The organism is Flavobacterium glycines, from assembly GCF_900100165.1.
Taxonomy (GTDB): Bacteria; Bacteroidota; Bacteroidia; order Flavobacteriales; family Flavobacteriaceae; genus Flavobacterium; species Flavobacterium glycines.
The window spans coordinates 80,369-102,905 of sequence record NZ_FNEO01000003.1; the positions used below are offsets into that span (position 1 = coordinate 80,369).

Sequence of the window (22,537 nt, forward strand, 5' to 3'; positions counted from 1 at the left end):
GAACACGGAGGACTTCAATATCGACATTTAAAAAAGCCTATCTCCATTTAAAAAAAAATTTCGATAGACTTTTCAAAAAATTGACTAAACCATTTATAAAAAATATAAACTTCTCTTTTGTTCGTTTAAAGTGAAAACAAATTAACGAATAGGCTCGTAAAATTCCACTTCAACAATAGGCAATTGTGGCGTTTTCGAATTAGATTGTTTTAAACCTGCATCATCTACTTTTCCGGTGATTTCAACCAGATTGATGTCTTTACTGTTTTTTGAAGTTCCCATCAATTCTATCTGAACTATCTTTCCTTTAACCGGAGTGACATCAAGGGTTACATAACCCAAACTGGTAGGAGTAACTCCTTCAAAAACTTTTTTCCCATCTACCGAAATTCGAATAGGATACTTTTTACTTCTCCATCCGGCTAATTTCAATACTACCTGATTGATAGTAGCTTCACGTTCTAAAACGTATTCAATTTTTGGGCTTCCATCATCATTTGTCCATTGGCTCAATTCGTTATCGTCGAAACTTTTTGCGGCATCAGCAGGATTAGCATCGGTTTTTGCTTCTGAAATCTTAACACTATTTCTAGTTTTTTTGAAAGAAGGTGTAGCTGGCGTAGGTCCTTTTTCAACATACGATGGCAGCTTATCCGCTGGCATAGCCAATGATAACTTTTGAAGATCTGTTTTATTCGTATTGATACTTAATTCAGCCGTTTTCAGTGACTCAGAAGTTGCTTTTACCTTAATTATCCCGGCTAAATCACTGGCTTTTACAAAAATTCTATTCACTCCACATTCTACCGGAAGATTTTTAGAACCAATATAATTATCTGGTCCTTGCGCAATTCCTCCTATGAAAGTCCCCTGACCCTGAACATCAAAATTAATCATGTTCATCGCGGTAGGGCAACGATTGCCTTTGTTGTCCACAACTTCAACTTCTACAATTGCCAAATCATTAGCATTGGCTAACATTCCGCCCGGTCTTTGAATTGCATTTAATTTTAGCGCAAAAGGCTTTCCAGCTGTTTTAATTTCGTCCGCACAAACTTGTTTCCCTGACTGATTATAACCAACAGCTTTAATAGCTCCCGACTGATATTCTATGTTTTTAAATGTAAACACAAACTTTTTATCCTGTTTTCCTTTTCCAAAACTTTTTCCGTTAACGAATAATTCTACTGCATCGGCAGTTGAAATAACCGTAATGTCTTTAGTCACTCCTTTTTCGTAATTCCAATGACCAATAATATGAGCTGCCGGTTTATCAGTATCAACCCAACCATCCCAAATTACCTGATGGGTATAAAATCCGTCTTTAGGAATTCGCATTGGGTCTACTTCCCCACTTCGACGGTAATTTTCCTGTCCGCGGTAATGCGTATTCGAATCACTAAAAATAATATTTACACCTCCTGAACTCACACGGTCTCCCGTTCCCGGACGCGCTTCCCAATAGTCATACCAACGTACCGCATTTTCTATAGCATGCGCATCCTGATTGTGATTGTAAGCACTGGCATCAACTACTTTTGTTCCGTTTACATTTTCATGTGTAGTTCCTCCGGTTCCTTCTTTATGATAAGGCGGTGTAAATTCGTCCCAATATTTACGCAAACCTTCGTCACGGCTGTACTCAGTGGCCCAAAAAGGATGTTTTGCACTCTTATTAATGTATAGCATTTCTCCTCCATATTCAGCTACCTTACTATCAAGCATTTCTCTACTTCCAATCGCTCTTCCTCCAAAAGGATCATATTGATCTCTTATAGCTTTCATTTCCTGCATATGTTCTTCTGAAATACTTTCGTTTCCTGATTCGTAGAACAAAATACTAGGATTATTACGGTTGTAAATTATCGCATCACGCATCAATTCGGTGCGTTGTTCCCATCTGCGTCCTGTAACATCTTTCTCCGAATCTCCAGCCGGCATCGCTTGAATTAAACCCACACGGTCACAGGATTCTACATCCTGTTTCCAAGGCGTAATGTGCATCCATCGTACCAGATTACCATTACTTTTTACCATCAGACTATTCGAATAATCACTCAACCATGCCGGAACCGACATTCCTACCGAAGGCCATTCGTTACTGGTACGTTGTGCATAACCGTGCATCATAATCACACGGTCGTTTAGATACACCATTCCTTTTTCGAACTTCGTTTTACGGAAACCTGTTCGAACAACTACTGCATCAACTGGATTATTATCAATTAGTAATTCACTTGAAACAGTATACAAATAACCATAACCCCAACTCCAGAAATTCAGATTATTTAGTTCCTTGGATGCTTTAAGATCTTTCGTTTCGTTAGCAGCTATTGTAAAAGCATCTCCTAAAAATGAAGCCACTTCTTTTCCGTCCATATCGGCTACACTCACTTTTAATTGAGCTTTTACCGCTGTTGGATTCTCGTTCCTAACCTGTGAAGACACATTGATTAAAGCTTTTTTCTTTGCAATATCAAAATCAGTAGCATACACATAAGTTCCTGTAGTTCCTAAACCGGAATACAACGGCAATGTTTGATACACTTTTGACTTAATATGCAGGAATACATTCTTTGGAATCCCTCCGTAGTTAGCATTAAAATTTTTGTCATTCCATTGAAAAGTAGAACCTGTTGCTTTTTCATGGTAGCGCCAATCATTATCCGTTTTTACGGCAATCACATTTTCCTGAGGATACGGTTCCAAATACGAAGTCACATCCAAACCAAAAGCCATAGCTCCGTTTTCGTGCAAGCCTACCAAAGTACCATTCACATACACTTCGCCCATTTGTCGCACTCCTTCGAACTCAATAAAAACTTTCTTGTCGGCAGCTTCTTTAGGCAATTGAAACGTTTTGCGGTACCAGGCAATTCCGGTGGATAAATGCGAGATATCCACTTTAAACGCTTCGGCCTGATTCCAGGCATAAGGAAGATTAACATTAGTCCATTTGTTATCATCAAAATTGAGCTGCTTAGCTTCTTCTGCCTCGCCCACATTTAACTTCCAACCGTAATTGAAATTATACTTAACTTTTTCCGATTCCTTTATTTGAGCAAAAATGCCGTTTGTCGATAAGGATAACAAACACACTCCTGCTACTAATCCTTTTAAGTTCATATTACTTTTTTATTAATTATTCATTCGAAATTATAACACTTATACTTCGCCATAAGCTTTTACAAATGTAGATTTCCCTCTATATTTTGAATTATCAATAGTTGCCATTTTCTGTCATATCCTGACATTTGACCGTATTTGATAAGAAATGGCGCAATCTGACTGCTGAAAATGGATAAAAACTTAATGTTCAATCCCTAAATTTAAAAAAATCTGCCTAATATCTGTGAAAACAATCTCACGCAGATTAGGCAGATTTATACAGATTTTCTAAAATTGTTTAATACTTACGTATTAGGAAAACGAGGTATGTCTTTTTTAATACGGACTTTTAGCTGTTGTTGCATTTTCAGGTAACTGAAATTCTTTATCATCAAGTTTTAACTCTTTCACTTCTGTAGCGATACTTGTCAGGGTATATTGAGGATTATCAATAATAATTTTCAATGGTAATGCTTTGGCTACTTTTAAATAGTCGTACCAATTTCCAAATAAATGTTTTGTAAAAAAAGATATATCTGCGCCAATTTTAGAGTTGAAGTAATATTTTTGTATTCCGCTTTTACAAGTCAAAACAACTTCGTCACAATTATAGCCAAGAACTTCTGTCACACCTTTGTTTACTTCAACTTTTAAAACTTCGTCAGGATTTGTAGCACCATCATTCCAAAAAATTGTTTCAGAGTTCGACATTTTATTGTAAAGTTTGTTGTCTTTGTTAATGTAAAGTTGCCATTGAAACATTTTTCCATTAAGATTAGATTTGTAATCGCCACCTTTGATGATGTAATTTTGTGTTGTACCCATCATTACTTCAAATTGTTCGCTTGTTACATTTGGAAGTTTACTGGTGTAAGCATTTTGGTACACAATTTTACCTTGAAAAGTCTGTCCAAAAACTGCTGATGTCAGAACAATCATTGCGATTGTAAATAATTTTTTCATTTGCCTTGATTTGTTAATTATGTTTTTGCTTTATAATAAATAACAAACCTTTCTTAATCTCACTTTAATGAGCTTATACACGAAAATTTGTTTCTCTCTATTACTTTTCAAATATATTTAAATATTCTTACAAATAATTAAAAACTATTTTCCATACTGCGAAGGACTGCAACCAAAATGCTTGGAGAAAGTTCGTGAGAAGTTAGACGGTTCCGAAAAACCTAACTTATAGGCAATCTGAGAAATGTTCAAATCAGAATTTCGGAGTAATTCTTCCGCCTGATTCATCTTGACTTTCGTAATAAATTCATGCACGGTATTACCGGATATTCCCTTTAATTTTCGATACAATTGTCTGGAACTGATATTAAGCAGTTTGGCCAATTCTTCCGAATTGAATTCGACATCTTCAATATTCAGTTGAATCAGATGAATTACTTTTTCCAAAAACTCATTATCCTGATCCGGCATCTCTTCCTGCAATTGCTCAATGGTGGCAATACCGGCCAATTTTTTCTGAAGAATGATTCTGTTTTCTAAGACACTTTTAATTTGGGCTCTTAACACATCCACATTAAAAGGCTTCATCACATAGGCTTCGGCACCTAAATTATAGGCTTCTATTTTACTTTCGTCGGCACCTTTAGCCGTTAACAAAATAACCGGAATGTGACAGGTATTTTCATCCCTTTTTAATTCCTTACAAAGTTCTGTCCCCTCCATTTCGGGCATCATAATATCAGAAACGATGATATCGGGAATTTGTTTAATAGCTGTTTCTAATCCTTTTTTACCGTCATACTCCTGAAATACAATATAGTCTTTGCTCAATTCTTTATTCAAATAAGTTTGAATATCAGGATTATCTTCCACTATCAAAATAGTTGGTTTAACACCTTCAAAAGACGGTTCATCCAGCGGCTGAATCGGATAATTATCTTCAAAAAACGTTTTTTCAGGAACCAACTCTACTGCATTCTCAGATGCTGCAACAAATGGTAAAGTGATAAATACTTTTGTTCCTTTTTTCAAAACACTCTCAATGCTTATAGTTCCATTTAAAAAGTGCACCAGATTTCTGGTTAGTGACAAACCAATACCGGATGAATAACCATAATACGGACTTGGCCCCACATTATTAAAAGGTTCGAATATTTTCTCTAATTCCGATTCCTCGATTCCAATACCATTGTCTTCAATTACTATATCAATAGTCGATGCAGCAATATTTTGCGTTACCGAAATACTCACTTTTCCTCCATCGGGAGTGTATTTAAAAGCATTGGAAAGAATATTGGTAATAATTTGCTCTGTTTTTTCAAAATCCAGATAACAAGGCAATGTTTTTTCGGAAGTATGCAATTGCAGACCAATATTTCGTTTTGTCGAAATAAATTTGAACGTATTGTAACAGCTTTCCATGAATGCATTAAAATCCTGAACCGTAGGATTGCTTTTTAATTTTCCGGTTTCGGATTTTCTAAAATCCAAAATTTGAGCTATCAGCTTACTCAAATAACTAATATTTCTATTAACAATTGAAAAATAAACTTCCTTATCTTCGGGAGGCAATGTTTCGTCCTGAAGACGTTTTAAAGGATCAACAATTAACGTTAAAGGTGTTTTTAAATCATGGGAAATATTGGTAAAAAACTCTATTTTTTCTTTGTTTAACTCTTCCTGTTTTTCTGTATTGAGTCGCTCTAATTTAATTTCGTTTTTCAATCGATCCCTATATAATATCTCTTTGAAAATCCAGTAAACAATACCCACCAACAAAGACAAAAACAGTATCTTAGCTAACCAGGTGTCATACCAGGGTGCATCAACATGTACCTCTAAAGTTGTTATTGGTGATTTTGTATCATTAAGCGAAACGATACGGGCTTTAAAAACATAACTGCCCGGAGGCACTTTGTTATAGGTTATTTTACTACTGGCTGTCTTAATCCATTTGTCTTCATAACCTTCTAACATGTACTCATAAACCTCTTTATTGGTTTTATTGTAATTTAAAGAAGCTAATTCTATGGCAAAATTTCGATTATCATAATCCAATTCAATCGATTGAGTTTGCGACAAATCCTTAGTCAAAACATCCCTTCCTTTTACGGTATCCATCGGTATCACTTTCTCATTGGACAGATACAGGGTTTTAAAAATAAGTTTATTATTGGTCACAACCGTTTTTATCTCAGCAGGATTAAAAGCCAGGTACCCATTTTTATCCCCAAAATATATTTTCTGACTTAGCGGATCTTTATAAAAAGCTCTTTCCGAAAAAGTCCATGAACCAAATTGGTCTTCTTTTCGATAATTAGAAATTTTATTGGTAACAATATTAATCATCGAGATTCCCTGTTTGTGGGCAATCCATAGATTTCCTTTGGCATCATCCGTTATCGAAGAAATGTATGTATTTGGAGTTTCCGATAATAACTGCACTTTTTCAATTTTCATCGGATTACTACGGGGATTAATTTTATTCAAACCTTCACTACTACCCACCCAAATGTTTCCTTTTTTATCCTTATGTAAGGCATAAATAATATTACCTGAAATAGTATTCATTGAATCAGATCCGAAAGTATTCAGTAATAATTCGTCATAAATAACTCCTTTATTATTTATTTTCAATCGAATAACCCCATTTCCTTCTGTTGCCAACCAAAGTTCATGATCATTTACCGATAAGACATCCATAACACTTCGGTCTTTAACTTTGTTTGACAAATTAAAAAAGCGAATACTGTCGTTACTTAAATCGATACGTGCAATACCATTATAAAGTCCTACCCATAAATAATTATCCCCAGACGCTTCCAAAGCATAAATGGACCAGGTTTCTAACTTTGGAGATAAAACTTTATTGATTATTGACTTACAACGATTCGTTTTTGGATTGTAACACTCTAAACCGTTAATACCTCCTATCCAAATTTGACCTTTAGTGTCTCTGAAAAAACTACGTACAAGCCCTACCTGACTATTTGACTTATAAAAAGGATTAGCATAATCCAAGCCTTCTTTATTGTAAATTAATATGCCTTCGTCCGTCCCTAACCAAACTCTATCTCCTACTTTCAATACCGCTTTGACAATAGCCAATTTAGTATTTTCACTTCCTTTTCTAAAACTATAATGCAGTTCAAAAGGATTCCGGTTTGGGTTTGCCTTATAAACATCACCTCCACGAGTACCCAGCCAGATTATATTTTCGTCATCTACAAAAAAATCGGTAATATAATCATCCAATAATTGTCCCGGATGATTGATATTAGCCGTATAACGATATTCTTTGCCTGATTTTATATCCTGAGCAGTAAACTGATGTTCCGATAAAAGATACCTTTTTCCGTTTACAATACGGTCTTTATTTAATAAATTAGAATTACTGCTTAACTTTTCAACTATGCTCTTAGGCACTTTATTATTGGCAACAATCTTAAAAGAATTTAACTGATAATTAAAGCGAACATATTTTTTATCGAAAGTTAGAAACCAAAGCCCCAACTTCTTATCCGAAATAATATTACGGATTCTGTTATTAGGCAGTGATGTTTTATCATTAGGATTGTGATAATAGAAATCAAATGTTTTGCCATCATATCGATAAGCTCCATTCCAGCTCCCAATCCAGATATACCCCACAGAATCCTTGGCAATACCGTGAATCTGAGTAACAGGATTAATCTCACGACCGGTAATTTTTTCAAAAAAGAGATTTTGTCCTAAACAATTTGTTACAGATAAATTGATGAACAACAAACAAAATAAAACAACTAACTTTCTATACATTATATTTTGACTAAAATGTTACACAAATATAAAGGTATGTTAATCATAAATCCTATTAAACATTTTAATTTTAACCCTTTGGGATGAAATAGTTTTGGTCCTGTTTTTTTGTCAGTTCTAATCTTTTGAAAATAAAAAAAGAGCTAAACAAATCATTTAGCTCCTTTCTAACTCTTTTATAATACAATTTTAATTCACCTTATTCTGATTCGAATTAGGTTTTAATTCATCAGGACTGTCTTTTGTATAAGTATTAAAAACCTCTTTTGAAGGACTTTTAAAAATATCTTCAATCAACTCAACCGACAATTGATTTTTAGGATTGAATGCATCAGAATTCATATAATTTTGCAGCGAATAAAATAATTGTTTCGAAGCTAATTTATTTTGAACCTCAGGACCTAAATCAGCACTGGATACGATAATTTTGCCTTTACTTACTTTTGCTTCGAAAACCAAAGCCAATCTACGGTTCATAAACCAAGTATCAATCGGTTGGATTAACGGACGGAAATCAGCCGGAAAATCTTCTAAATTCATCACCTGAGCGCGATTTTGAATATCCCACCACTGTAAATCGCTATAGTATGAAGTTGGAAAATTTTTAAAAGCAGCACTTTTATCCTGAATCAACATTCCGGTTACGTGTGGCGGACGCATTTTAAACCAGGAAGTATTCCAAAAAACAGGTAAAAAGTTCATCACTACTTCTTTTCCTTTTACCACTTTTCCGGAAGCATTTAAAAACACCTTTCCTCCATTTTTCAATACCTCTTTGGCTTTGTCATCCAAAACTGTTGTATAGTATATTGATGGTTCTACTTTTATGCTTACTTCAGGATAAACCCAAAAATCCCAGTCGTTTGCAAAAGTTGTTCCGTTTACTTTTACTTCGAGATTTAATTTAGATGCCTCTTTGATTTGATTCAAAGGAAAACTTACATTACCTACATTCAACCCATTTGCGTTTTCATAGGTTTTAGCATCAAAACTGCCTGAAGCCAACTGTTCCGCTTTTTCGTTTTTAATAGTCCAACTGATTACAGCATTTTTCAAAGGAGTGGCTCCGGAATGAAAAAGCGCAATTGTTGCATTAAAACTTTCATTATTATGATAAACAAACTTTGCAATTTTAGCCAATGGTACAGTTGAATTACAAAAACGACTGAATTCTTTCGCCGTTACATATCCTTTTTCCTGAAAAAAGGCATCCAACATTCCCACCAAAGCGGTTCCCTGCCCTGGAAAATCCTGCAATCCTAACATTTGGAATCCACCATAATCAGGTGTTCTTAATATTTTTTCAATCTCGTTCTTATAACACAACACCTGTAATTTTCCGGAGGCATTTAAAAAATCTTTCGCCTGATCACTCATATGGTGATCCGCTAAATCCTGACGGAACATTTCGAAATTTTTAGCTCGATATACACCTGTATATTTTTGAATTTCATCAAAATTTGGAAACACGCAATATTGACCAATTTCGTGCGCTACAAATGGCACTTTGAACTTTTGAATTTCGGCACTGAAATCAGATTCAGTTTCTAAGGTTTTATCCCATTTTAAACCTCTTACTCCACCACGTACTAAATATTCGGCATTAGGAATTACAGGCCAGCTTCCTCCTACTGACATTCCCGTATAGACTCTTCTGGAATCTTTTGCTTTCCAAAAATCAACAAATTCGTTCAAATATTTTACCTGATTTCCAGCAGGCTCATTCCCTGCTGACAACATCGTAAACGAAGCATAATTACCATATTGTTTAGCCATACGTTGGGTTTCGTAATAAATAAACTGATCAACAGCCTGACCTAAACCAACTTTCACTCCGTGGTTAGGCCAACTTGGACCTTCGGGTTGCAAATACAATCCCACTTTATCTGCCGCTATAAAAGCTTCTTCCGGAGGACACCAGGAATGAAAACGAACATGATTTAAACCATAGGATTTTATTTTCTGTAAAATGGTTTCCCAGGCTTCTACCGTTGTTGCGGGATAACCTGTAAGCGGAAATTCGCAATTATGCACTGTTCCTCTCAAAACTACCGGAATACCATTAATCATAAAATGATTCCCCTGAATTTTAAATTCTCGCATTCCGAAGGAAACGGTTTTTTCAGTTTTTATTTCTTTGGAAACCAACTTTACATTCAAATTATACAAAGCCGGATTAAATTCGTCCCAGCTAAGCATACCTGCTCCAAAAGGCAATTCGAGTGTGATACTGTTTTTTGATTTTTTGCTTACTGAAAAGTTAGCTACAACTTCTTTGGTTTGATCTGAATTATTACTGTTGAAACTTTTTGCTGAAATCGAAACATTTCCTTTAAAATTTTTCAAAGAACTGTTTTCAACGGAAATTTTTACAATTGCTTTACGATTTTTTAAATCCGGATATACCTGAACATCATCAAAGAAAACCGGTTCAAAAGTTTGCAAAGCAATCGCACCTATAATTCCGTTCCAATTTCCCTGGGTATGGTCGGTAACACTATGCGAATCCGGCCCTACATTTATCTTATTTATTCGATTATCTATACGAATAGTAATGCGTTGTTTCCCTGGTGCCAGATAAGCCGTTAAATCATAGTCATGCGGCGCAACTAAGGAATTTTGCATGCCCACTTCTTTGTCGTTTACCCACACACGGGTTTCAATATGAGCTCTTTCCAAATGTAAAACAATACGTTTGCCTTTCCAATTTTCAGGAATAGTTACCTCTTTTTGATACCAGGCAGCACCCACATAATGTCGGGCAGGTGTTAACCAAAAAGGAATATGAATATTTCCCGGCTCACGGTATTTTTTTAAACTGGGTCTGAAATAAAAGGAACTGTCATAAATAGAACCAGTCCATTTGGTCTTAAGTGTAATTTCATCTCCTTTTAAAAATTCAGCCATGGAACCCGGCAAATGAATATTATCCGAAAGATTGCGGTTGTACCATTTTTGAGAAATACCTTCATCTTGTCGGTCTATTTCAAAATGCCAATTCCCTTCCAGACGAATTTCCTCATCCTTCTTAGTTTTATCTTTGAAACTACTCAAAAAGACAATGATTGCAAAAAAAAGGCAGAAATAACTATATTTTTTCATTAGGCTGATTTTAATTTTTAATAGAAAATGGATTCTGTTTAATGTAAAAACGATATGATTTTATATTCCCATTCGTATTTTTATCTGTTCGGGGTAAATACTTAAAACCTTTAATTTTTATGGTTTCACCTAAATCCACTACTACTTGATGAGGATGAGGCATCTTTGAAACTGTCCAGGCAGTAGACCATAAAGTAGATTCCTGCTGGTCAAATATTTTTTCAGCCGAATAATTACCTACTGAAACTTCTTCACTGTCAGCATAGACTATTTTCCACTTAGAACGGTTTATTGCTAGGCCATCAGCACCAATTAATTCCAATTCTGCAATACAAGTACTTTGATCTTTTGGATTTTGTGAATCTAAAGCCTCAAAACAGAAATACTGACCTTCAACTTCTTTATTAAAAATCACTTCCTTCCAGCCTTGTCCAGCACTAAACGATCCTGAATCCGTTACTGTTTCAGCTGACAAATCGAGTGTTTCTCCTTTTTTTCGGTGTAAAAGAGATTCATCAATTACTATTTTATCTAAAACGGGTACTGTAAAACCTACTGTTGTAAGTTCTTTTGGCGTTTCTAAATCCAGAATGATAATTTCGTTTTTACCTTTTTTCAACCAGCATCCAGGCATATAAAGGGTTTGTTGCGGACCAATTTTCCAATATCTTCCAATATTATAGCCATTCACCCAAACCATACCTTTTCCCCAGCTACTCATATCGATATAAGTATCACCTGCATTATCAAGATTAAAAGTTGCCCGATGCCATGCCGGACCATTAGCTTTTGCTATTTTGAATTTTAGATTTTTCTGGAAATTATAATCTACCGGAAAATTAAAAACTTCCCAATTGGTCAATAGAGTCGCATTGGAAGAAACTAACATTTCCACTTTTTCTGTAATCCCTTTTCGATCAATAATGGCTTTCCCATAGTTTACGCGACCATTAGCGTCTACTAAAATATCCAGCACATCTCCTTTTTTGGCCTGAGGTATTTTAATTGTATTTTCATCTTTGCGACGATCTAAATTACCAATCAACTTTCCATTGATATAAATGTTTGCCCAATCATGCAAATCAGTAATTTTCAATTGAAAATTAGTAGCTGATTCCGGGAATTTAGTTCTGTACAAAATTCGTCCCCAACCCTGATCAAAGGCTTCCATAGGCTTAATCGTTTCCGACGCAATGCCTTTAGGAAGATTTTCAAACAAGGAAGCTGATTCCTCAAAAGTTATTTTAGGAATTGCTATGACCGGATAATTTGCAGGCAATTCCGAAATAGTTTCACCCGGATTAAGATAATTTTTCAATAGATCACGAACAGCATAGAATTTATCCGTTGGCTGTCCTCCCTCATTTATTGGAGCATTATAATCGTAAGAGGCAACCATAGAACCAAAAGGAGGTGCATTGGCTCCACCCCATTGCCCAAAGGAAGTTCCTCCATGAGCCATGTAAAGACTACAGGAAATATTACGATCCAACATGTCTTTTAAACTGCCAATAAAACTGCTTACCGAACGGGTTTCGTGTGCTCTTCCCCAATAATCAAACCATCCTGTCCAATATTCACTGCACATTAATGGCGCTTTAGGATACACTTCTTTATACTTTTCAAATTGCTTATCAATATTAGAACCAGCGCCAAAGTTTAAAGCAGTATAAACCCCATCAACATCATATTTGAAAAAGTTGGAACTCCAGTCACAACGGAATAGCTGTACTTTGTCAAATCCTGATGCACGAACGGCATCACGCACTTGTTGCATATAAGCTACATCCTGCCCAAAAACACCATATTCGTTTTCGACCTGAACCATAATAATATTTCCTCCATTTTGAATTTGATAGCGGGCTAATTGCTTACCCACCTGCTTCAAATAATTAATGGAGCGTTCCATAAAATACGGATCATTTTTAGTTCTTACCTGAATGTCATTTTTCTTCAAAAGCCACCAGGGTAAACCTCCCATATCCCATTCGGCACAGGCATATGGACCGGGACGAACAATACAATACATACCATTTTTTTGAATGAGTCGCACAAATTCGGCCACATCTTTTTGTCCCGTAAAATCAAATTTACCAGGCTGTTGTTCGTGAAAATTCCAAAAAAGATAAATACAAATAGTATTCATACCCATGGCTTTACACATTTGAATGCGATGTTCCCAATATTCACGTGGTATTCTGGGGAAATGAATTTCGCCGGCACGCACTATAAATGGCTTACCATTTAACAGAAAGGATTTCTCCCCGGCAACAAATGTTCCTTTTTTGGAATCAATTTGAGCTATCGCCGTCAACGAAATAAAAAAAATAAGAATAAAAATACTCCTCGATAATTTCATGTTTATTTTTGGTTGGGTTTAGTTAGTTTTCAAAACTACATTTACTTTGTATTCTACCGAAATTATTGGCTGCTTAATTTCCAAAAAACTTTTCTTCTCCCCAAAATCAGGAAGCACTTCTTTATCCAGATAACTTAAGTAAGGTGCATCTTTTTGCATAGGCATAAAATAAAAATACATATCATTGCTTTTCAAAGCTTCCTGATATTTTTTCAATCCGATAGTCCACGGTTTACTGGTATAAAGATTGTCGGTTTGTAATTCGCCATTCATCATACAAATACCACGATCACCACGATAATCAAAAGTAACAAACAAGTCATTCACCTTAGACAAATCCAAACTTCCGGCTTTAAGTACAAAATGACTGTTGTCTGTTTGTATCAATTTTATATCCGATGCAACTTTAGGCAAAGTCAGACGCCAGTTACTGATTTTTTTTGAAATTGATTTCATTTTTTCCAATTTTCCTTCAGCTGGTGTAGGCTTTGTATCATTTGGGAAAACAGAAAAATTGATTTGCTCATTATCAGTACTGATTAACGAAATTTTCTCTTTAGCATCCAATACAACCGCTTCACTGATAATCAATTTTTGATTTCCAAATTCTCCCACTAAATAGGCTTTTTGAGCTTCTTTTTCAGGAAGCACCAAAAATGAAATACCATTCACTTCAAATTCATTTATTTGTTGAGAATTGCATTTCACAACTGTATTTCCATTTCTAGTTTCTGTTTGGATTCCAACAACTTTTTGTTTTCCTTTAAAAACGATTTCAGGAGCAATCGCGTCAACAACAAACAAAACATTATATTTTTTAGTTTGATTTTCAAATCGACATAGTGGTTGCACTGTAGCCATTTTGATAGGCACTCCATCATAATTAACATTAAACGGAAAAATGGCCGAACTTCCTGCTTTCAATGTAAAAGTTCCCGATTCCGGAAATTTAACTGCTCCTGTTTTGGTTTGAACAGTCACACTCAAATTTTCCAAATCATTCATTTTTAAATGATCCTGAAAATTGTGCATGAATAAATAGCCTTTTGTGCCGTCACATCTTACCGAATAACGCAAAGTTTGAGTATTTTCCGCTTTAATTGTAGCATTCGTTTCTGGCAAAACAGGGTATAAGGGTGCTAAATCATCTCCGTAGGTTTTTAAAAAATAATTAATCAATTTTAAGGAAAAATAACCGGAGCTCAAATTCCCAAATTCACCAATTGGCGACTGATAATCATAGGATTTATTGTTTAATCCCGAACCTTCTGACATGAAATAATTACCCACAGAAGGTGTCGTTCCTCCATGATACATATAAAAACCTAATCCGTTAGTGCCACTACCTACGGTTCTGACCATCATTGGAAGAAAACTTTCTCCGGGAACTCTTGGACGTCTTGCATAAGTAACCGCCATTCCGGTTCCCAATTCTGCCGCCATAGAAGGATACAAATTCACATCATAACTCACTGGTGAATAATCCGGTTGCTGATGAATATTTTTAAACAAATAAAAAGGTGACGGACTGTTTCCTGCTGTCCAAAACGGATAAGCATAACCCGCCATTACCGGAATAGAACCTTTTTCTATAATTGTGGCATAACCCCATCCTGTTGCGGTATAAATTGGAGCAATGAGTCCTGCTTTTATAGCCAATTCTTTCAGGGTTTTCATATGATCTTTACCCACATTGGCAAATTCGTTTCCCTGTTCGTTAATTCCAACACCATCCTGAACAATTTTTTTGTCGCGACCTGCCGCTGTTCTTTCTTTTGGAGCATCCGTATAAGTAAATCCCCAAGGTGCCGAAGAATGCTGGTATTCATTTTCAATCTGAACTCCTATAATTGGTCCTCCGTCTTTGAATAGTAAGCCTGATAACTGCTGTCCAATTTCCTTATAAAAACGATTGGTATAAAACAAATAGATCGGATCGTTGCTTCTTACATCAATTGGTCTTCCGTATAACCAATCCGGAAGTCCGCCGTTACGCATTTCGCCATGAGCGAACGGACCTATACGCATTAAAACCTGCAAACCATTTTTGGCACACAACTCAGTAAATTTCCGCACATCCAAATCGGCTTTCCAGTCAAAAACACCTTCTTTGAATTCGTGTAAATTCCAAAAAACATAAGTAGCCACAACAGTAATTCCGCCGGCTTTCATTTTTTTTAATTCTTCGTCCCAATATTGATGTGGATAACGACTAAAGTGAAATTCGCCAATAACCGGAATAAAAGCTTTGCGATTATGTTCTAAATAAAAACTATTAACCGTGATTGTATCTCCTGTTTTATTATTTCCGCCCAAATCCAAATGCCCGCGCAAGACATCTGTTTTGACCTTTGTAATATCAATAACATAGGAATTTTGAGCAATTGTTTTAACAGAGTAACAACTTAAAAGTAAAATGAATAACTTTTTATATTTAAACATTATATATCTATTTAATTAAATTAACAGTTTAAATTATATAATCTCTTTTTGAATACTATTTGCCATTGCTAAATGAACCTGAACTCCCTGATGGTTACTATCCATTTTAGCTGCTTCTTTCAAATGAAAGATGGCATTATCCACTTTGTCCAATCCAAAATAACCTAAGCCTAACATATAATGACAATGAATCTTATTTCTAAAAGTCAAATCATCTTCCCATATTAACAAATCGGGCAAAGAAACCGCAAAATAATCCAATTTAATCAATTCGTTTATATATCTGTTTCCAAAAGCAATCAAAGCATCAAAACGTTGTTGAGCCTCTTCGGTATTACCTAATTTTAACAAAGCCAATCCCTGATAAAATATTTTATCCGGTTTTTGGTCGTTGTAAAATATTGCAGCTGCGGGTTCGCTACTTCCGTCTTTGGCTAATTGCCAGTATTCTTTTGCCAATTCGATATTTCCCAAGCCTTCATATGCACAACCCAACCAATAATGAAAATCATTTTCCTGAGCGCCATCCAGTTTTCCTTCGCCTAAATTATGCGGGTATTCTAAACAAGCATTCAACAAAACAATTGCTTTTTCAAACTCTTTTTCGGAAAGGTGTTTTTTAGCCAATTCAACTCTGGCAATTTGATATTGATTGGGTACTTTTCCTTCTCCTCCTTCCCAGGGATGAAAAATTTTAATATCAATTAAATCAATTGCTTGCTGAAAATCATTTAACTGATTACATAAAGTAGCATATTCCAAATAAACATCATCCCGTTGCTGTACCAAATGGTAATGTTTTTTCAAAAATTCCAATCGTTCCTGATGTGGTCTGCAAATACGTTTGTACAATTGATCCAATTCCATTAAAATACGAGCATCTGAAGTATCCAAAGAAAAAGCTTTTTCTAAAGACGCTATTGCTTTTTCTTGCTGTCCCAATTTATTAAAATAAGCTAAAGCTAAATTTCTATGCGCTGTTGGAAAATTACCATCTATAGTAACCGATTTTACCCAACAGTAAATTGCTTCAGAATACTGACGTTTGTCGTACCATAAATTTCCTAAATAATAAGGTGCTTTACCATCTTTTGGATTTACTTTTTGTGCTATTTCTAAAGCCAAAATAGCTTCTAAACGATTAGGAAAACAATATTCCGGAGCATGAGAAGCTGCTTTTTCAAAAGCAACTTTAGAATCTTTTGAGGCCAAATTCAAAGCCCAACCCATATAATAATACGTCATTGGAGTAGTCTGACAAACTTTTATCCCTTCCTCGATTATTTGTACAGCTTCATCATACATTCCGGCAGCTATATAATCCAAAGCTACTATTTCATAATTATGAATTTCGCCTCTCATTACAGCATGCATCTCTTCTAAAATACTAGAATCATTGGAAATTAAATAAGTCTCAAAACGACATCCAAAATTGAATAAATCAATTTTCAAGCTGTCTTTAATCAATGTTAAAGCATCCTCATTTTTAGATAATTTACGCAAAATCGCTACTTTTAATGTACGCGCTTTTTGATTGTGCCAGTTGCGCACTAAAGACTTATCAATTTCATACAGCGCCTCTTGAAAATTAGTATTTACACAGGAAATTTGGGCACATCCAAAATAACCGGCATCCTGCATAGCTGCGTTCCAACAGGATTTATAAAATGCATCGTAAGCTTCCTTATACTTACTTTGATACTGCAAAGCCAAACCTAAATTATAATGTGGTTCTCCATCATAAGGATTCGGATTGCGTTGCAGTTGTGTTTTTATAGCTTCTTTAAAATACTTTTCTGCTTCTGCAAATTTTCCTCTGCGAAGCAACCACAATCCCATAGCATTATTATTTCGCACATCCGAAGCATCTCTTTTTAAAGCTTCCAGATAATAATCGGTCGCACTGTAAGTGGCGTGACGGTACTGTTCTAAATGTAATCCTGTTAAATACAATTGCTCACAAGTAGGCGTTTCTTCAGGTAAAAGAGCCGCTTTGGCCGGTTCAGGTTTTTCTTTTTCCTGTTGTTCTTCGGCTTTAACACTTAATAATTCACGACCATTTTCAGCAAAAACAAATAATGCTAAATCAATTATTTTTGCTGTTCCAACAGTCACTTCACGTTCATAAACCGCTTCAGGACTTAAATCTGTTATTTCTTCAAAAAGACCTTCCAAGACAATCTTGGCATTTTTTTGCAAAGAAGTAGCAAAAATTTTGATTACTGCTTTATCCTCATTCTTATCAATATTCATCAAAATATCCTGAGAAGCATTTTTAACTACACCTAACTCGCGATACGGTAAAAAATACTGAGTAAAAGTCTTTTCCTCATAAGGTTGCATCCAACTGAAATCGGGTTGGTTATCCGTATAAACACCAGCCATCAATTCGATATAAGGACCGTCTTCATCAGTTAAATTTCTATCCCAGGCTTTTCCAAAATCGCCATTACCCCAGGTCCATTGTTTTTTTCCTGGTGAAATATGATGATTAGCCACATGCAAAACACCTGCCTGAGTATCATTTTCATAACCTCCAACAAAATTAAATTCGGAATTAATGGCCATATACGACGTTGGAACCGGAATATTTTTATAATTCGAAATATCCACTTCTGCAGAATAATCTACTTTATAATAAGTCCCTGTTGCAATTGGGAAAGTAGAAACATCTCTTTTTCCATGATCAAAAACGGCATGCACATCCGGTGGAAAAACAGATTGATAGTGTTCATTTACAGCAACAGCCGGATTAGCCCACCATAAAAATGTTTGTGGTACCGGAGTTGGATTATACAGTTTTCCTTTAATTTCTAAATAAGCTTTCCCGGGATGTAATGTAAATCCCGCCATCCCTTTTTGATGGAACATTTTCTCATTTTCACTTACCCAAACAGTAAAGCTGCCATCGGCATTTTTTTCAATAGTATGATCTACAGGCAAAAAAGTACTCGGACGATGGTGTTGTGGCCAGTTAAATTCGATTCCTCCCGAAATCCATGGTCCAGTCAATCCTACCAGAGCAGGTTTTATCACCTGATTGTAGTAAATAAAATGGCGTTGTTTGATTTTGTCGTAAGCCATTTGAACCCTGCCGCCTAATTCTGGCAAAATCATCACTTTGATGTATTCATTTTCAAGATAAATGGCGTTGTAAATTTTATCCCGCTTCTCATCTTCAATTTTTTCTACCACCGGATATGGATAAACTGCACCACTGCTACCCTGATACACTCTTTTTTCAAGAAAAATAGGATTCTTTTCAGCTTTCCCAATTTCATAAGTAGGGATAACTACATCTTCTTGCCAGGCTTTTACACTCATTGTATTCTCTTCTTATTATATTATACAGCGTTACTTCACTAATTCATTTTCAATTTCTTCTAAAGTTTTTCCTTTTGTTTCTGGTAATCGTATCAAAACAAACAAAAACCCTAAAACACAAATTCCTGCATATACCCAAAATGTACCTGCTGCTCCTAAAGTTTTATTTAGCAAAGGGAAAGTATAAGTAAGAATAAAACAGGCTACCCATAAAGCAAAAGTGGCCAATGCCATAGCAGCACCACGTACCCGATTAGGAAAAATTTCAGAAAGAATTACCCAGGTTATTGGCGCCAATGACATAGCATAAACAGCAATAGCAATTACTACCAAGGAAAGAACTGCAACACCTTTTAAATCAAAATAAAAAGCACTACCTAAAAGCAAATAAGTGATTGTTAAACCTAATGCACCAAAAACCATCAGTTTTTTGCGTCCCCATTTATCTACCGTAAACATAGCAACTAACGTAAATATAAGATTTACTGTTCCCGTAATAACGATATTGAACAAAGTATCACTTACACCATAACCGGCAGCTGTAAAGATCTCCTCGGCATAATTAAAAACAGTATTGATGCCACACCATTGTTGAAATACCGCTATAACGATTCCAATGACTAATACATCTTTAAATTTCGGATTAAAAAGCGCTTTAAAATCAATCTTTTCGGTCACATCATCTAAAGTTGCTTTTATATTAGCCATTTCTTCGTGAGCATAAACTTCGCCACCAATCTTTTGCAACGTGGGGAATGCTTTATCCGCTTTACCAGCTTTCATCAACCAACGCGGACTTTCCGGAAGTGTAAACACCAACAGGAAAAAAACTACTGAAGGCACGGCACAGGCAAAAAACATCCAGCGCCAGCCCATTTGTCCATTCCATGAAGAACGAATAAATGCATCACTCACTCCTGCCGGAACTTTATCTGCAATTAATAAATTGACAATTTGTGCCGCCAAAATTCCAACAACAAGTGTCATTTGATTCAATGCCACAAAACGTCCTCTGAGATGCGAAGGAGCTACTTCGGCAATATACATCGGTGAAAGTGCCGATGCCAAACCAATTCCTACTCCCCCTACAATCCTGAACACAACAAATATCCAATAAGCAGAAGCCAATCCTGTTCCCAAAGAAGCAACTGTAAACAAAAATGCGGAAAGTAATAAAGGCCATTTTCGACCAAACTTATCGCTGATGACTCCCGATACAACCGCACCAAGAATACAACCAATCAAAGCGGAACTCATAGCCCAGGCTTGTAAATTGGCCGAAGTGGTAATATCAAAAAAACGTTCGTAAAAAGGCTTTGCTCCACCAATTACTACCCAATCATATCCAAAAAGTAGTCCGCCCAAAGCAGACACCATGGAAATTGCAAGTAAATAATTATTGTTAAATTGTTTTTTTTGGCTTGTCATAATATTTGGTTGTTTTTAATAGAAATGCTTTAAAACAAAATTACATTTCATTATACGGCAACCAATGGATAATTTATTGAAAAAAATGGACTATATTACGACGCTTTTTAAAATTAATAGCAAATACTACTTTTAGAATGAACAATCTACCGAATCCAAAAATAAAAGCCGGTTTTTTAGGCCAAACAATGGTGGTCTTGTCACCGGAACAAAAAAAAGAAATAGTAAATCATCCTTTTTCACAAAATTTGTATTTGGATGCTATTGGCTATTTTCCCAACGCCAAACATCATAACCGATCCCGAAAAAATGGAATAAACGAATATATATTTCTGTATTGTTTAAAAGGAGAAGGCTGGATAACAACCAATAAGAAAACGATAAAATTAACACCAAATACAGCTTTTATTATCCCAAAAAACACGCCGCATAAATATGGAAGTTCTTTAAAAGATCCCTGGAGTATTTACTGGATCCATTTTTCAGGAAATTATGCTGATGTTTTTTATGAACGCTTTTTTAAAGAAAAAGAAAACAATATCCCCATCCCTTTTGACGAAAACAAAATTGTGCTTTTAAAGGATATTATTACCGTTTTGGAAAATGAATTAAACGAAGAAAAAACGGAATTCATTCATTTTAAATTAAGCAGTTTTTTAAGTTCAGTTTGTTATTCAAATTTATTAGAAAACACCATTAATGATAAGATTAGTCAATCCATTTCCTATATGAAAAACAATTTAAACCAATTGATTACTATTGAAAAATTGGCCCAAGAAGCCTGCTTTTCTGTTTCGAGGTATTCAGAACTTTTCAAACAAAAAACAGGGTATTCACCTATTTTATATTTTATTCGATTAAAAATACAAAAAGCCTGTGAATACCTCTATTTTACGAATATGAGTATTAAAGAAATATGTAAAGAAGTGGGCTTTGAAGACCCTTACTATTTTTCCAGAATGTTCAAAAAACAAATAGGAATCTCTCCTATGCAATATAAAAAATCACTCAGCTAATTTTGATTGATAAAATACAGTGTCTGAGGATAATTGGCAATTGAAAGTAAAGCATTGTAAATATACTGAGTAACTAAAGCTCCACCCTTAAAATTTATTAAATCAAAATCGTCTTCCGGAGTATGGTATTGTGGATGACCTCCAGTATGAAATCCTACTGCCGAGATACCCGCTTTATAGAAAGAAACATGATCAGAACCTCCTACGTCACCGGCATGAATAACAGGATTCAAGCCACTGTTTTCTCCTATTTTTTTCATCAAATCCACACCATCTGGAAAAGTTCCGGCTCCTCCCATGTAGATTTTTTTTTCGACATTTAAACGTCCTACCATATCCATATTCAGCATTACTTTTACGGATGCCATAGGCACTGGCAAATGTTTGATAAAATATTTAGAGCCCAACAAACCTTCTTCTTCTCCGCTAAAAGAAACAAAAATAATACTTCTCTTAGGTTTCACTTTAGCTTTGGTAACTTGGTCCAAAATACACAACAAAGCCGAAACTCCGGATGCATTATCATCGGCACCATTATGAATGGCTAGAGTATCCTTTTTTTTACTGCTTGAACCTTTTCCACCCCAGCCCCAATGATCATAATGAGCACCAATTACGATGTACTCGTTTTTGAGTTGACCATCCGAACCTTCGATATAACCAACCACATTTTGAGTAACTACACTATCCGATTTTACTTTATTGATATCTGCTTTTACAAACAATTTAAAGGGTTGAAAATAATTTCCATTGAATTTTTCCAAACCATATTTCTTAAAATATTTTCTAACATAAGCAGCCGCATCATTATTTCCTTTAGTACCTGGAAACCGGCCTTCCAATTTATCTGATGAAAGGTATTTATCATGTTTATAAAAAGTTTTTGCTAAATGATTATTTTGTGCATTAACAGCAAAACTAAAAGCCACTAAAACAACAACACATTTTAATTGATTTTTTTTGAAAAGTAACATATTTCAATTCAGATTATTTATTT

The 22,537-nt window shown here is 35.2% G+C and carries 10 protein-coding genes; 1 reads left to right on the forward strand and 9 read right to left on the reverse strand.

Annotation, left to right across the window (positions count from 1 at the left end; genetic code table 11):
• Nucleotides 1–141: 141 nt before the first annotated feature.
• The 8 genes from BLR17_RS10160 to BLR17_RS10195 all read right to left on the reverse strand — a co-directional run bounded on the left by BLR17_RS10160 (nucleotide 142) and on the right by BLR17_RS10195 (nucleotide 20,524).
• Entirely contained in the window at nucleotides 142–3,126 is a 2,985-nt protein-coding gene (locus tag BLR17_RS10160) for a glycoside hydrolase family 2 protein (RefSeq protein WP_066323760.1), read from the reverse strand.
• Between the two features lie 318 nt (nucleotides 3,127–3,444).
• Nucleotides 3,445–4,071 carry a hypothetical protein gene (locus BLR17_RS10165; RefSeq protein ID WP_245683132.1) on the reverse strand — a complete coding sequence of 209 codons (627 nt, stop codon included), beginning with the start codon at nucleotides 4,069–4,071 and terminating at the stop codon, nucleotides 3,445–3,447.
• Nucleotides 4,072–4,215: 144 nt separating this feature from the next.
• Complete coding sequence (locus BLR17_RS10170) at nucleotides 4,216–7,869, reverse strand: hybrid sensor histidine kinase/response regulator transcription factor (RefSeq protein WP_066323756.1); 3,654 nt, start codon at nucleotides 7,867–7,869, stop codon at nucleotides 4,216–4,218.
• A gap of 189 nt (nucleotides 7,870–8,058) precedes the next feature.
• Nucleotides 8,059–10,971, reverse strand: coding sequence for an exo-beta-1,4-galactosidase (locus BLR17_RS10175; protein WP_066323754.1), 2,913 nt, complete (start codon nucleotides 10,969–10,971; stop codon nucleotides 8,059–8,061).
• A gap of 10 nt (nucleotides 10,972–10,981) precedes the next feature.
• Nucleotides 10,982–13,330 (reverse strand): beta-galactosidase, encoded by a 2,349-nt coding sequence (locus BLR17_RS10180; protein WP_066323750.1) that lies wholly within the window; start codon nucleotides 13,328–13,330, stop codon nucleotides 10,982–10,984.
• A gap of 18 nt (nucleotides 13,331–13,348) precedes the next feature.
• Entirely contained in the window at nucleotides 13,349–15,772 is a 2,424-nt protein-coding gene (locus BLR17_RS10185) for a beta-galactosidase (RefSeq protein ID WP_066323747.1), read from the reverse strand.
• Nucleotides 15,773–15,805: 33 nt separating this feature from the next.
• Nucleotides 15,806–19,096 carry a DUF5107 domain-containing protein gene (locus tag BLR17_RS10190; protein WP_066323745.1) on the reverse strand — a complete coding sequence of 1,097 codons (3,291 nt, stop codon included), beginning with the start codon at nucleotides 19,094–19,096 and terminating at the stop codon, nucleotides 15,806–15,808.
• 30 nt (nucleotides 19,097–19,126) lie between these two features.
• Nucleotides 19,127–20,524, reverse strand: coding sequence for a sugar porter family MFS transporter (locus BLR17_RS10195; RefSeq protein ID WP_066323743.1), 1,398 nt, complete (start codon nucleotides 20,522–20,524; stop codon nucleotides 19,127–19,129).
• A gap of 137 nt (nucleotides 20,525–20,661) precedes the next feature.
• Between BLR17_RS10195 and BLR17_RS10200 the strand changes: the two genes are divergently transcribed.
• Complete coding sequence (locus BLR17_RS10200; protein WP_066323739.1) at nucleotides 20,662–21,540, forward strand: AraC family transcriptional regulator; 879 nt, start codon at nucleotides 20,662–20,664, stop codon at nucleotides 21,538–21,540.
• Here the strand turns inward: BLR17_RS10200 and BLR17_RS10205 are convergent.
• Nucleotides 21,537–22,514, reverse strand: a complete 978-nt coding sequence (locus tag BLR17_RS10205) for a M20/M25/M40 family metallo-hydrolase (protein ID WP_066323737.1) — start codon at nucleotides 22,512–22,514, stop codon at nucleotides 21,537–21,539. The genes BLR17_RS10200 and BLR17_RS10205 overlap by 4 nt on opposite strands.
• Nucleotides 22,515–22,537 lie beyond the last annotated feature (23 nt).

Excerpts from the sequence above, each read along its gene's own strand:
- BLR17_RS10160 (WP_066323760.1), bottom strand. The coding sequence starts at position 3,126 with ATGAACTTAAAAGGATTAGTAGCAGGAGTGTGTTTGTTATCCTTATCG.
- BLR17_RS10165 (WP_245683132.1), bottom strand. The coding sequence starts at position 4,071 with ATGAAAAAATTATTTACAATCGCAATGATTGTTCTGACATCAGCAGTT.
- BLR17_RS10170 (WP_066323756.1), bottom strand. The coding sequence starts at position 7,869 with ATGTATAGAAAGTTAGTTGTTTTATTTTGTTTGTTGTTCATCAATTTA.
- BLR17_RS10175 (WP_066323754.1), bottom strand. The coding sequence starts at position 10,971 with ATGAAAAAATATAGTTATTTCTGCCTTTTTTTTGCAATCATTGTCTTT.
- BLR17_RS10180 (WP_066323750.1), bottom strand. The coding sequence starts at position 13,330 with ATGAAATTATCGAGGAGTATTTTTATTCTTATTTTTTTTATTTCGTTG.
- BLR17_RS10185 (WP_066323747.1), bottom strand. The coding sequence starts at position 15,772 with ATGTTTAAATATAAAAAGTTATTCATTTTACTTTTAAGTTGTTACTCT.
- BLR17_RS10190 (WP_066323745.1), bottom strand. The coding sequence starts at position 19,096 with ATGAGTGTAAAAGCCTGGCAAGAAGATGTAGTTATCCCTACTTATGAA.
- BLR17_RS10195 (WP_066323743.1), bottom strand. The coding sequence starts at position 20,524 with ATGACAAGCCAAAAAAAACAATTTAACAATAATTATTTACTTGCAATT.
- BLR17_RS10200 (WP_066323739.1), top strand. The coding sequence starts at position 20,662 with ATGAACAATCTACCGAATCCAAAAATAAAAGCCGGTTTTTTAGGCCAA.
- BLR17_RS10205 (WP_066323737.1), bottom strand. The coding sequence starts at position 22,514 with ATGTTACTTTTCAAAAAAAATCAATTAAAATGTGTTGTTGTTTTAGTG.